Here is a 12,687-nt window from a genome sequence, read left to right as displayed (position 1 = left end):
TATTTTCTTCAGAGCCGTTTTAAGGGTTGTCACTACGTCCGGCTTATAAGATCATATGCCGTTATACGTTGTTTACGCTTTGAGGAATCCACGATGAGTGAGGCAGAAGCCCGCCCGAGTAACTTTATTCGTCAGATCATCGATGAAGATCTGGCCAGTGGTAAGCACACCACAATTCATACGCGTTTCCCGCCGGAGCCGAATGGTTACCTGCATATTGGTCACGCGAAATCTATCTGCCTGAACTTTGGCATTGCCCAGGACTACCAGGGGCAGTGCAACCTGCGTTTCGATGACACCAACCCAGTAAAAGAAGACATCGAATACGTTGAGTCCATCAAGAACGACGTGCAATGGCTGGGCTTTAACTGGTCTGGCGACATCTGCTACTCCTCTGACTATTTTGATCAGCTGTATGCCTATGCGGTAGAGCTGATTAACAAAGGTCTGGCGTACGTCGACGAGCTGTCTGCCGATGAGATCCGTGAATACCGCGGCTCGCTGACCGCGCCGGGCAAAAACAGCCCGTACCGCGATCGCAGCGTGGAAGAGAACCTGGCGCTGTTTGAAAAAATGCGTGCAGGTGGTTTCGAAGAAGGCAAAGCCTGTCTGCGTGCCAAAATTGACATGGCATCTCCGTTCATCGTGATGCGTGACCCGGTGCTGTACCGCATTAAGTTTGCGGAACACCACCAGACGGGTAACAAGTGGTGCATCTACCCGATGTACGACTTCACCCACTGCATCAGCGATGCGCTGGAAGGCATTACTCACTCTCTGTGTACGCTGGAGTTCCAGGACAACCGTCGTCTGTACGACTGGGTACTGGATAACATCACTATCCCTGTGCATCCACGTCAGTACGAGTTCTCTCGTCTGAATCTGGAATACACCGTGATGTCCAAGCGTAAGCTGAACCTGCTGGTTACCGACAAGCACGTTGAAGGCTGGGACGATCCGCGTATGCCGACCATCTCTGGTCTGCGTCGTCGTGGTTACACCGCCGCTTCTATTCGTGAGTTCTGCAAACGCATCGGTGTGACTAAGCAGGATAACACCATTGAAATGGCGTCTCTGGAATCCTGCATTCGTGAAGATCTCAACGAAAACGCGCCGCGCGCAATGGCAGTCATCGATCCAGTGAAACTGGTTATCGAAAACTACCCGCAGGGTGAAAGCGAGCTGGTGTCCATGCCTAACCATCCGAATAAACCGGAAATGGGTAGCCGCGACGTACCGTTCAGCGCTGAAATCTGGATCGATCGTGCTGACTTCCGCGAAGAAGCGAACAAGCAGTACAAGCGTCTGGTATTGGGTAAAGAGGTGCGCCTGCGTAATGCTTACGTCATCAAGGCTGAGCGCGTAGAGAAAGATGCTGAAGGCAATATCACCACCATCTTCTGTTCTTATGATGCTGAAACCCTGAGCAAAGATCCGGCTGATGGCCGTAAAGTGAAAGGCGTTATCCATTGGGTAAGCGCTGCACACGCGCTGCCTGTTGAAATTCGCCTGTACGATCGTCTGTTCAGTGTCCCTAACCCTGGTGCTGCCGAAGACTTCCTGGCGACGATCAACCCGGAATCTCTGGTAATTAAACAGGGTTATGCCGAGCCGTCTTTAAAAGCGGCCGAAGCGGGTAAAGCGTTCCAGTTCGAACGCGAAGGTTACTTCTGCCTGGATAGCCGTTACAGCACGGCGGAAAAACCGGTGTTTAACCGTACCGTTGGTCTGCGTGACACCTGGGCTAAGATCGGCGAATAATATTGCCATTCTGGTCAATGAGAGACAAACGCCGCGATAAGCGGCGTTTTTTTATTTAACGATCAGACTATTAAGGCACAGCGCAAATAAGATGTTCGTGAAATTGAGGTCAATGAGGTGCTACTTATTTTACTCAAAAAAAGTTTCAATATTTACGAATAGCCTTAAGGACAAAAAATACGCAGAATAAACGGTCGGCACTCCCTCAAAATACGCGTTATTCCCTGTAAATCCTCGCATTGGCGCAGATGTTACAAATCACTACCAATTATGTGCACTTCGTCATAATCCTGACTTTTGCTCGCTGAAAAGCATTGATAATTCGCGTCGCGAAAAATAACCTAAAGGCGGTAGTTAATTCGAGGGTATTTCTAACTACCCCTGACCATTAGGTCTTTTATATTTTTCGCCGTTTAAGGCGTTTTAATTCGTCAAAGAGGAATAATCTATGCGTACGTTCAGTGGCAAACGTAGTGCGCTGGCGCTGGCTATTGCCGGTGTGACAGCAATGTCGGGCCTGGTGATTGCACCAGAGGCGAAGGCAGCAGGTTTTATTGATGATTCAACCCTCACGGGGGGGATTTACTACTGGCAGCGTGAACGTGACCGTAAAGACGTCACTGAAGACAAATACAAAACCAACCTTTCTCACTCCACCTGGAACGCCAATCTGGATTTCCAGTCTGGTTATGCTGCCGATATGTTCGGTCTGGATATTGCTGCATTCACGGCAATTGAAATGGCGGAAAACGGCGACAGCGCCCACCCGAACGAAATCGCATTCTCCTCCAGTAATAAAGCCTATAAAGAAGACTGGTCCGGAGATAAAAGCGGTATCAGCCTGTATAAGGCAGCAGCGAAATTCAAATACGGCCCGGTATGGGCGCGCGGTGGTTATATTCAGCCAACCGGTCAGACATTGTTAGCACCACACTGGAGCTTTATGCCGGGTACTTACCAGGGTGCGGAAGCGGGTGCCAACTTTGATTACGGTGATGCAGGTGCGTTGAGCTTCTCCTATATGTGGACCAACGAGTACAAAGCACCATGGCACATTGAAATGGACAAGTTCTACCAGAACGATAAGAAAACCAAAGTAGATTATCTCCATTCACTGGGTGCTAAATACGACTTTAAAAACGACCTGGTACTTGAGGCGGCATTTGGCCAGGCTCAAGGTTACATCGATCAGTACTTTGCCAAGGCCAGCTATAAATTTGATATCGCGGGTAGCCCGCTGAGCACCAGTTACCAGTTCTACGGTACGCGCGACAAAGTCAGTAATGGTGGCGTCAATGATATCTATGACGGCACCGCGTGGTTGCAGGCTCTCACCTTCGGCTACAAAGTCGGACAGGTTGATTTGCGTCTGGAAGGCACATGGGTGAAAGCGGAAGGGCAGCAGGGGTACTTCCTGCAGCGTATGACCCCAACCTATGCATCGTCTAACGGTCGTCTTGATATCTGGTGGGATAACCGCTCTGACTTCAACGCCGACGGCGAAAAAGCGGTGTTCTTCGGCGCGATGTATGATCTGAAAAACTGGAACCTGCCAGGCTGGGCGGTGGGTGCATCTTACGCTTATGCCTGGGATGCAAAACCTGCAGATATGGCTACACCGGACGCTTACTACGATCCAAACTATCGCCTGAAAGAGTCTTCTTACAGCCTGGATGCTATCTACACCCTGCAGGACGGCCGTGCGAAAGGCACGATGTTCAAACTGCACTTTACCCAGTATGACAACCACTCAGACATTCCGAGCTACGCAGGCGGTTACGGCAACATCTTCCAGGATGAGCGTGACGTGAAATTCATGGTTATCGCTCCATTCACTATCTTCTAATGGAGACAGAACATGATGAAAAACATCGTAATCGTCGCGTTGCTGGCTGCGGGGCTGGCGGGGTGTGCGCAGGAGCAGGCACCGAAAGAGGACTCGCGTCTTAAAGAGGCGTATAGCGCCTGCATTAACACAGCGGAAGGTTCACCGGAGAAGATCGAAGCCTGTCAGAGCGTGCTGAATGTGCTGAAGAAAGAGAAGGCACATGAGCAGTTCGCCACACAGGAAAACGTTCGCGTGATGGATTACCAGGCCTGTATTCAGGCACGTAAAACCGGAAACGATCAGGAAGTGGTGAAGCGTTGCGACCAGATCTGGAAAGAGATTCGCAGTAACAACAGCAAATAATTCTCTGTCATCATGCCCGGTAGCACAGCGCTTCCGGGCTTTTTTGCGTCAAATAACAGGCAAAAAAAAGCCAACCTCGCGGCTGGCTCAGAGTATGAAAGCTTGAGTTATTTAGCGTCGTGCGCGTGATCGTCTTCGCGGCAATCACCTTCAGCACAGTGACCATACAGGTACAGGCTGTGGTTGGTCAGGCGGATGCCATGACGAGCCGCGATTTCACGCTGGCGCGCTTCGATGGAGTCATCGCTAAATTCAATGACCTTGCCACAGTCGAGGCAGATCAGGTGATCGTGGTGCTGTTGCTGGGTCAGTTCGAATACAGATTTACCGCCTTCGAAATTATGACGGGTAACAATGCCCGCGTCATCAAACTGGTTCAGCACGCGATAGACGGTAGCGAGCCCAATTTCTTCGCCCATGTCAATAAGACGTTTATAAAGGTCTTCCGCACTGACATGGTGATTGTCTGGACCCTGAAGCACTTCAAGGATTTTTAACCGAGGAAGCGTAACTTTCAGGCCAGCCTTCTTTAATGCGGTATTGTTGTCAGTCATGCGGAATCTGTCCTGTTGCTAAACGATTCACTTCTGTAGGAAGTGACAGAAAATGCACCTTGGATAATGCGTCTCATTATAGAACTGCCATGTCTAAATGAAAACAGCAAGTCTCAGGCAAAATATGCTTATAAAAATGGGGTATCACCAACAAACTTGCTCAATGGAAACCACATTTTTCAGGGAGACATTGTACAGGTCTGGGCGAAAAAGTTAAAAGATTGTAGCAATTAATTTAATCGGTTTGACCTGGGGCGTGGCGCAACCGCAGTTGCGCCACGATAAAAATCAGGCTTTCAGAATATCATCCAGGTGCAGTTCTTCACGGATCTGCTTAACCCACTTCTCAACACGCTCTGCGGTCAGTTCAGGCTGGCGGTCTTCGTCGATGGCCAGACCCACGAAATGATCGTCATCAGCCAGGCCTTTAGAGGCTTCGAAGTGGTAACCCGCCGTTGGCCAGTGGCCTACGATAACCGCGCCATTTGGCTCAATGATGTCGCGGATGGTACCCAGCGCATCACAGAAATATTCTGCGTAGTCTTCCTGATCGCCACAGCCAAAAAGGGCAACCAGCTTGCCGTTGAAATCAACTTCTTCCAGCGTCGGGAAGAAGTCATCCCAGTCACACTGGGCTTCACCGTAGTACCAGGTTGGAATACCCAGCAGCAGAATGTCATAGCCTTCGAGATCTTCTTTGCTGCTCTTGGCGATGTCATGCACATCAGCAACGTCTTTACCGAGCTGTTTTTGAATGTTTTTTGCGATATTTTCGGTATTGCCGGTATCACTGCCGAAGAAAATGCCGATGATTGCCATGAGTAAAATAACCTCTTGAAACTTAATAGTATGGTGGCGCAATTAGGCCACGGATAAGGGCAATAATAGCAGAACTGGCAACCCTGCGGAAACAGCTATCGCGCAGGACTGCACTCTGTGCTACATGAAAAGGGCGATAAAGGGGATTTTCAGACTTATGCCTGGCTGCGTAACGTCTCAAGCTGGACGAGCAACATCTCTTCAATGAGTTCGCTGCGGCTGATATTTCGCGCGTCAGCCAGCTCGTTAAGCGCATCGACGGCGTCGGCGTTGAGCTTCAGTTCGACACGCTTAAGCCCACGATTTTTATCGCGTTTAAGCTGATTGCGTTTATTGATACGCAGCTGTTCATCGCGCGAAAGCGGATTCGTTTTCGGTCGTCCCGGGCGACGCTCATTCGCGAACAGATCTAGTGTCGTACGGTCCGTTTGTTCTTTGGCCATGATTCTGAGACTTCGGGGGAAACACGCCGCCCTGCTAATGCCCGGGCGATAAGCGCGCCATCATACATCACCAAAAACGGCACGCCAACGACTGGAAGCCTGCAGCCTTCCAGTCGCTCTCTTTTTAATCAATTTGCAGTATCAGCAAGATAGCGGCGAATGGCGCGCAATACGGCGTCAGGTTTTTCCGCGTGAACCCAGTGTCCGGCCCCGGCGATAACATGGGCGCGAGCCTGCGGGAATTGCGCCAGCAATGCGTCGCGGTACGCGTCGGTGACGTAAGGCGAGTTACCGCCACGAATAAAGAGGGTAGGGTGTGGCCAGGCAGGTACCGTTTCCCAGCCTACGATATTGTTGTACTGCTCCCAGAGCACCGGCACGTTAAAACGCCATTGTCCGTCAACAAATGACTTCAGCAGGAACTGCACGACACCTTCTTCATCAAGATGCTCACGCATGACGGCAGCCGCTTGTTGACGCGTTGTGGCACCAGCCTCTGTTACCGCGTTGATCGCCGCGAAAATTTCGTCATGGCGTCGAACGTCGTAATCCACCGGAGCAACATCGATTACCACCAGACCCTGAATTCTCTCAGGTGCGAGCGCCGTCAGGGCCATCACCGCTTTGCCGCCCATTGAATGCCCGATGAGGGTGACCTTTTGCAGGTTGTTGGCATCCAGCGTATCCAGCAGATCCTGCGCCATTGCCGCGTAGGTCATCTCTTCTGAGCGCCCTGAAAGACCGTGATTGCGCATGTCGACTTGCAAAATGTCGTGATCGCTAACCAGATCGCGCGCCAGCACGCCCAGGTTATCCAGGCTGCCAAAAAGTCCGTGAACCAGTACGATGGGAGAATTATTGTTCGGCGATTGTGCAGTTTGCGCTCGGGTATTCAATTTCATGGCAAAGTTCTTTTTTTACGTATGTCAGGTTAGGGTATCATGTTGACCATTCTGCCGCCCGGCTGCAAGGTTCCAGTTTAATCTGACTTTTGCCGCCAACCTGGTTTGACGCTATCCGCTGTTGGGATTTGACCTTATAATCCCAATGACTTGTATTCAGATAAGATATCGCACTGGATTAAGATGAAAACAATCGAAGTTGATGACGAACTCTATCAGTATATTGCCAGCCAGACGCGGCATATCGGGGAGAGTGCGTCCGACATTTTACGGCGCATGCTTAAAATTTCCGCCGCTTCACAGCCTGTCACCCCAGTTACCAAAGATGTCGTGTCTCAGCCGAGCGTTGTTGCACAAGCAAAACCTGCCGTGACACCGGCAAAAGATAAAGTGCGGGCGATGCGCGAGCTGCTGCTGTCCGATGAATATGCGGAGCAAAAAAAGGCGGTTAACCGCTTTATGCTGGTGCTGTCTACACTCTACTCACTGGATAACAAAGCGTTTGCTGAAGCGACCGAGTCGCTGCACGGTCGTACTCGCGTCTATTTCGCGGGTGACGAGCAAACGCTGCTGCAAAATGGCAATCAAACCAAACCCAAACATGTCCCTGGCACTCCGTACTGGGTGATCACCAATACCAATACGGGCCGCAAGTGCAGCATGATTGAACACATCATGCAGTCTATGCAGTTCCCGGCGGAATTGATTGAAAAGGTTTGCGGTACAATTTAACCCTTGCATCAGAAGGACCCGGTAATGGCAAATCACAGCCGTGCAGGCCAACCTGCACAACAAAGCGATTTGATTAATGTCGCTCAGCTGACCGCGCAGTATTACGTTCTGAAGCCGGTTGTGGGCAATGCAGAACACGCCGTGAAGTTTGGTACATCTGGTCACCGCGGTAGCGCGGCGCGCCATAGCTTTAACGAACCGCACATTCTGGCCATTGCTCAGGCCATTGCGGAAGAGCGCGCCAAAAATGGCGTTACCGGTCCATGCTATGTGGGAAAAGATACCCATGCTTTGTCTGAGCCGGCATTCATTTCTGTCCTGGAAGTGCTGGCCGCAAACGGCGTTGATGTGATTATTCAGGAGAATAACGGATTCACGCCAACGCCTGCGGTGTCTAACGCCATTCTTGTGCACAACAAGAAAGGGGGCGCGCTGGCTGACGGGATCGTTATCACGCCATCCCACAACCCGCCGGAAGATGGTGGTATCAAATACAACCCACCTAATGGCGGCCCGGCTGATACTAACGTCACCAAAGTGGTGGAAGATCGTGCTAACGCCCTGTTAGCCGATGGCCTGAAAGGTGTGAAGCGTATTTCTCTGGATGCTGCGATGGCATCTGGTCATGTGAAAGAGCTGGATCTGGTGCAGCCGTTTATTGAAGGGCTGGCGGATATCGTCGACATGGCGGCGATTCAGAAAGCCGGTCTGAAGCTGGGTGTGGATCCGCTCGGTGGCTCCGGTATTGAATACTGGAAACGCATTGCTGAGCATTACAAGCTGGATCTGACCATCGTGAACGATCACGTCGATCAGACCTTCCGCTTCATGCACCTGGATAAAGACGGCGCAATCCGTATGGACTGCTCCTCTGAATGTGCGATGGCGGGCCTGCTGGCGCTGCGCGACAAATTCGATCTGGCATTTGCCAACGACCCGGATTACGACCGTCATGGTATCGTCACCCCGGCAGGGCTGATGAACCCGAACCATTACCTGGCGGTAGCGATTAACTACCTGTTCCAGCACCGTCCGCAGTGGGGCAAAGAGGTTGCTGTGGGCAAAACGCTGGTCTCATCGGCGATGATCGACCGTGTGGTCGACGCGCTGGGCCGCAAGCTGGTGGAAGTGCCGGTGGGCTTCAAATGGTTCGTTGACGGTCTGCACGACGGCAGCTTCGGTTTTGGCGGTGAAGAGAGCGCCGGGGCATCTTTCCTGCGTTTCGACGGTACGCCATGGTCAACCGATAAAGACGGCATCATTATGTGCCTGCTGGCGGCGGAAATTACCGCTGTCACCGGTAAAAACCCGCAGGAACACTACAATGAGCTGGCTGCACGCTTTGGTGCACCAAGCTATAACCGTATTCAGGCATCGGCGACTTCAGCTCAGAAAGCCGCCCTGTCCAAACTCTCTCCGGAGATGGTCAGTGCGAGCACGCTGGCTGGCGACCCGATAACTGCACGCCTGACGGCTGCACCGGGTAATGGAGCCTCTATTGGTGGCCTGAAAGTGATGACTGAAAACGGCTGGTTCGCCGCGCGTCCATCCGGTACCGAAGATGCGTACAAGATCTATTGCGAAAGCTTCCTCGGCGCTGAACATCGTCAGCAGATTGAGAAAGAAGCGGTAGAGATTGTCAGTGAAGTGTTGAAAAACGCGTAAGAATGAAAAAGGGAGCCGAATGGCTCCCTTTTTTTAGCTGTGCTTATTCTTTAACTCGAACCGTGGTGACACCAGACCGTACAGCGTCCAGCCCATAAAGGTGACCATTGCGCCGTAAAGCATCGCTTCCTGGCCGGATGAGTAGAGCGCATAGAAGCTGTAGATTGCCCCAATCAGCGCCACGATATTGGCCGCCCGCGCTTTGCGTGGATCCACCTTCGCCACCTTCTGAATAATCACCAGCGCCGCCATCGACAGAATATACGGAATGATGTTCGTCACGACCGCCAGGTTAACCAGCACGTTGAACTGGCTGTTCAGCGACGGGCTAATGGTCATCAGCGATAATCCACTCTGGAAGATGACAATCGCCAGCATGCCCTGCACCGGTGCATCCGCTTTGGTGACGCGGGAGAAGATTTTCGGGAAGTACCCTTCGTCAGCCGAGGATTTAAAGACCTGAGCGATGGTGAACTGCCAGCCGAGGAGTGAACCGCAGCAGGACATCACCATCAGGCCCATGATCACTTTCCCGACTTCTGGCGTGAACATCTGCGCAAAGGCCAGACCAAACGGCGCCGTAGAGTTAGCCAGATCCATGTTTGGCACAATCCCGGCAATCACGTTAGTCGAGACGATATAGATCACCGCCGCGCCCAGCGTTCCGCCGAGGACTGCAATCGGCACGTTCTTCTCAGGGTTCTCAACCACTTCCGCATTCGCGCAGGCAGATTCCAGACCGAGGAAGGCCCAAAGCGTCATGGCAATGGAAGAACCCACTGCGGTAAAGAACGGTACATGGTGAGGGTTCCAGGAGTTCGCGTACAAGGTCGGGCTGAACCAGAACCAGCCGATGATGCACAGGCCAACAACCGGGATAATCACGCCCCAGACGGTGATGCTGCTGAGCTGTCCGGTGATACGCGCGCCGCCAAAGTTAGCCACGGTGCAGATCCACAGCACACCGATGGTCGCCAGCCCAATTTGTACCGGGCTCAGCGTGGCACCAAACAGCTCCGTACCGTAACCCACGGCGGAAATGGCAATCGCCACGTTGGCGATCAGCAATGACACACCATAGGTATAGTTGGCCATAAAGTTGCCTGACTTACCAAAGGCGTATTCTGCATACCCCCCCATCCCGCCTGACTTGCGGCTGAACATCCCGCATTTGGCAAAGGCCCATGCCAGGGCCATTGACCCTACGGCGGTCACCAGCCAGGAGATAATCGAAATGGTTCCCACTTCTGCAAGCTTGGTCGGCAGCATGATGATCCCTGACCCCATCATGTTAACCATGGTGAGGATGGTCAGCTGCACCACGCCCATTTTGTTGGATTTACTCATAATTTCTCTCCTTTCAGCAGTGCAGGCTGAGCGGTGGGTTGTTTGATGACGTTGCAGCGAACCTCTTTGCGCCCTTCACACTCCTCGACATACACGCCCTGCAGTTCCGGTGCGAAGCCAGGCAGAAGGTTGATGCCTTCTTCCAGTGCGGCAAAGTAGCGCAGTACGGAACCGCCCCAGACTTCCCCTGGGACAACACACAACACTCCTGGTGGATAAGGGAGTGCGCCTTCGGCAGCGATGCGACCTTCCGCGTCGCGCAGGGACACCAGTTCAACTTCACCGCGCAGATAGGCGTAGTTCGCATCTTGTGGATTCATCATCACGCGTGGGAAGTGGGATTTGCGGAACATCTCTTTTTGCAGCTGTTTCACGTTGTGACGGGCATACAGGTCATGCATCTCCTGGCAGATCTGGCGCAGGGTGTAATCTGCGTAACGCTCAGGATGTTGTTTGTAAAGAGAAGGCAGGACGTCTTTCAGCGGAACATCGCTCTCGAGCAGTTTTTCGAAGCGCACCAGCTGTGCCACCAGTTGTTGCAGCTTGCCCATATCCTCTGCTGGGGTGAGCAGGAACAGGATCGAGTTGAGGTCGCATTTCTCCGGCACAATGCCGTTTTCACGCAGGAAGTTGGCAAGGATTGTGGCTGGTACCCCGAAATCCTCATACTCGCCGGTACGCGCGTTAATGCCTGGCGTGGTCAGCAGCAGTTTGCACGGGTCGATAAAATATTGATGTTCGGCGTAGCCCTCAAAAGCATGCCAGTTCTCACCGGGAACAAAATGGAAGAAGCGCAGATCGGTAGCGATTTCCGCCGTCTCCCAGCTTTCCCACGGACGACCATCCACCATATCTGGCACGAATGGACGCAGATACTGGCAATTCTGCAGGATCAGCTTGCGCGCTTCGATACCGGTGACCACGCAGTCCATCCACATGTTGCGGCCACTCTGGCCTTCATGCATGCGGGCGTTGATATCCAGTGCGGCAAACAGCGGATAGAACGGGCTGGTGGAGGCGTGCATCATAAAGGCATTATTCAGACGCTTGTGGGGCACATAGCGCTGTTGGCCTTTAATGTGGCTGTCTTTCTTGTGGATCTGCGAGGTTTGCGAGAAGCCAGCCTGTTGTTTATGCACGGACTGGGTCACCAGAATGCCCGGGTCGTTTTCGTTCAGTTCCAGCAGCAGTGGAGAGCAGTCGGCCATCATCGGAATAAACTGCTCGTAACCTACCCAGGCCGAGTCAAACAGGATGTAGTCACACAGAGGGCCAATCTTATCTACCACCTGACGAGCGTTATAAATGGTGCCATCGTAAGTACCTAGCTGGATTACCGCCAGGCGGAACGGACGTGCATCACGCGCTCTGCCTGGTGCGACTTCTGATACCAGTTCGCGCAGATAACTCTCTTCAAAGCAGTGGGCGTCAATACCCCCGATAAAGCCGTACGGGTTACGGGCTGTTTCCAGATAGACCGGTGTTGCACCTGCCTGGAGGAGGGCACCGTGATGGTTCGATTTATGGTTGTTACGGTCAAACAGGACCAGGTCGCCAGGAGTGAGCAGGGCGTTAAGCACTACTTTGTTGGATGATGACGTTCCATTCAGCACGAAGTAGGTCTTATCGGCATTAAAGACTTTCGCCGCATGTTGCTGCGCAATGCACGGCGCACCTTCATGGATCAGCAGATCGCCCATCGCCACGTCGGCGTTGCACAGGTCGGAACGGAAGAGCGTTTCACCAAAGAAATCGACAAACTGATTACCGGCAGGATGGCGGCGGAAGAACTGGCCGCCCTGATGCCCCGGGCAGTCAAAGGCGCTGTTACCCTGTTTCACGTAGTCGACCAGGGCGCGGAAAAACGGCGGTCGCAACTGGGTTTCATACTTCTGGGCCGCCGCTTCCAGTTGACGTCCATAATAGTCGTTGCTGGTGTCTGAGTGTTCGAAAACGCCGTGAATGCGCGATAAATAGTCTGCCGGGATGATCTCTTCTTTGTGCGTTGCGACAAAAACAGGAATGCCAAACCCGGTGGCTTCTATTTCTTCCAGAATGCCGCTGGAAATATCGCTGACCGCCAGAACAATAGCGGCAACATCAATATAATCAGAGGCTCTGACATCCACGAGTTCACGCTGAGTGGTAAAGCAATCAGGGCATGCACGGCTGGCTGCGATTTTTAAATTTTTCATCTTTATCTCTTTATTTTAGGTAATAGAAGTCCCTCGATTCCTTGTAAAAAAGAAATCGATAATTTCCCGGAAAAAAAG

The 12,687-nt window shown here is 52.4% G+C and carries 11 protein-coding genes and 1 pseudogene; 5 read left to right on the top strand and 7 right to left on the bottom strand.

Annotated elements, in window-relative coordinates; all coding sequences use genetic code 11:
* The first annotated feature begins 93 nt into the window (after nt 1-93).
* Nucleotides 94-1,761, top strand: a complete 1,668-nt coding sequence (glnS, locus tag JGF26_RS04210; RefSeq protein WP_028019458.1) for a glutamine--tRNA ligase — start codon at nt 94-96, stop codon at nt 1,759-1,761.
* Nucleotides 1,762-2,032: 271 nt separating this feature from the next.
* Here glnS and JGF26_RS22315 read toward each other — a convergent pair.
* Nucleotides 2,033-2,122, bottom strand: a pseudogene (locus JGF26_RS22315) (methionine synthase); the annotation flags it as partial.
* Between the two features lie 87 nt (nt 2,123-2,209).
* On the opposite strand from JGF26_RS22315, the gene chiP reads away from it, so the two are divergent.
* Nucleotides 2,210-3,607 (top strand): chitoporin, encoded by a 1,398-nt coding sequence (gene chiP / locus JGF26_RS04205; protein ID WP_028019457.1) that lies wholly within the window; start codon nt 2,210-2,212, stop codon nt 3,605-3,607.
* A gap of 15 nt (nt 3,608-3,622) precedes the next feature.
* On the top strand, nt 3,623-3,952 hold the full coding sequence (chiQ, locus tag JGF26_RS04200; protein WP_134707633.1) for a ChiQ/YbfN family lipoprotein: 330 nt from the start codon (nt 3,623-3,625) through the stop codon (nt 3,950-3,952).
* Between the two features lie 107 nt (nt 3,953-4,059).
* Here the strand turns inward: chiQ and fur are convergent, their stop codons facing one another.
* From fur to ybfF, 4 genes are all read right to left on the bottom strand, one after another.
* Nucleotides 4,060-4,506 (bottom strand): ferric iron uptake transcriptional regulator, encoded by a 447-nt coding sequence (gene fur, locus JGF26_RS04195; protein ID WP_014169146.1) that lies wholly within the window; start codon nt 4,504-4,506, stop codon nt 4,060-4,062.
* Nucleotides 4,507-4,794: 288 nt separating this feature from the next.
* A complete protein-coding gene (gene fldA, locus JGF26_RS04190) occupies nt 4,795-5,325 on the bottom strand; it encodes a flavodoxin FldA (protein WP_134707314.1) in 531 nt (176 codons plus the stop codon).
* A gap of 155 nt (nt 5,326-5,480) precedes the next feature.
* Entirely contained in the window at nt 5,481-5,768 is a 288-nt protein-coding gene (gene ybfE, locus JGF26_RS04185) for a LexA regulated protein (protein ID WP_028019455.1), read from the bottom strand.
* A gap of 128 nt (nt 5,769-5,896) precedes the next feature.
* Nucleotides 5,897-6,670: an esterase gene (ybfF, locus tag JGF26_RS04180; protein WP_049005347.1), complete on the bottom strand. Its 774-nt coding sequence runs from the start codon at nt 6,668-6,670 to the stop codon at nt 5,897-5,899.
* A gap of 183 nt (nt 6,671-6,853) precedes the next feature.
* On the opposite strand from ybfF, the gene seqA reads away from it, so the two are divergent.
* Together seqA and pgm are read left to right on the top strand one after the other, a co-directional pair.
* Nucleotides 6,854-7,402, top strand: coding sequence for a replication initiation negative regulator SeqA (seqA, locus tag JGF26_RS04175; RefSeq protein WP_028019453.1), 549 nt, complete (start codon nt 6,854-6,856; stop codon nt 7,400-7,402).
* Between the two features lie 24 nt (nt 7,403-7,426).
* A complete protein-coding gene (gene pgm, locus JGF26_RS04170) occupies nt 7,427-9,067 on the top strand; it encodes a phosphoglucomutase (alpha-D-glucose-1,6-bisphosphate-dependent) (RefSeq protein WP_028019452.1) in 1,641 nt (546 codons plus the stop codon).
* A 33-nt stretch (nt 9,068-9,100) separates the two neighbouring features.
* On the opposite strand, the gene potE is transcribed toward pgm, so the two are convergent.
* On the bottom strand, nt 9,101-10,414 hold the full coding sequence (gene potE, locus JGF26_RS04165) for a putrescine-ornithine antiporter (protein ID WP_014831099.1): 1,314 nt from the start codon (nt 10,412-10,414) through the stop codon (nt 9,101-9,103).
* On the bottom strand, nt 10,411-12,609 hold the full coding sequence (gene speF, locus JGF26_RS04160) for an ornithine decarboxylase SpeF (RefSeq protein WP_114980067.1): 2,199 nt from the start codon (nt 12,607-12,609) through the stop codon (nt 10,411-10,413). Before speF ends, potE begins: the two co-directional genes overlap by 4 nt.
* Nucleotides 12,610-12,687: the final 78 nt, after the last annotated feature.

Source organism: Enterobacter sp. E1, assembly GCF_016809815.1.
Classification (GTDB): domain Bacteria; phylum Pseudomonadota; class Gammaproteobacteria; order Enterobacterales; family Enterobacteriaceae; genus Enterobacter; species Enterobacter adelaidei.
The sequence above is the reverse complement of the archived record's forward strand: the minus strand, read 5'-3'. Positions and strand labels throughout refer to the sequence as shown.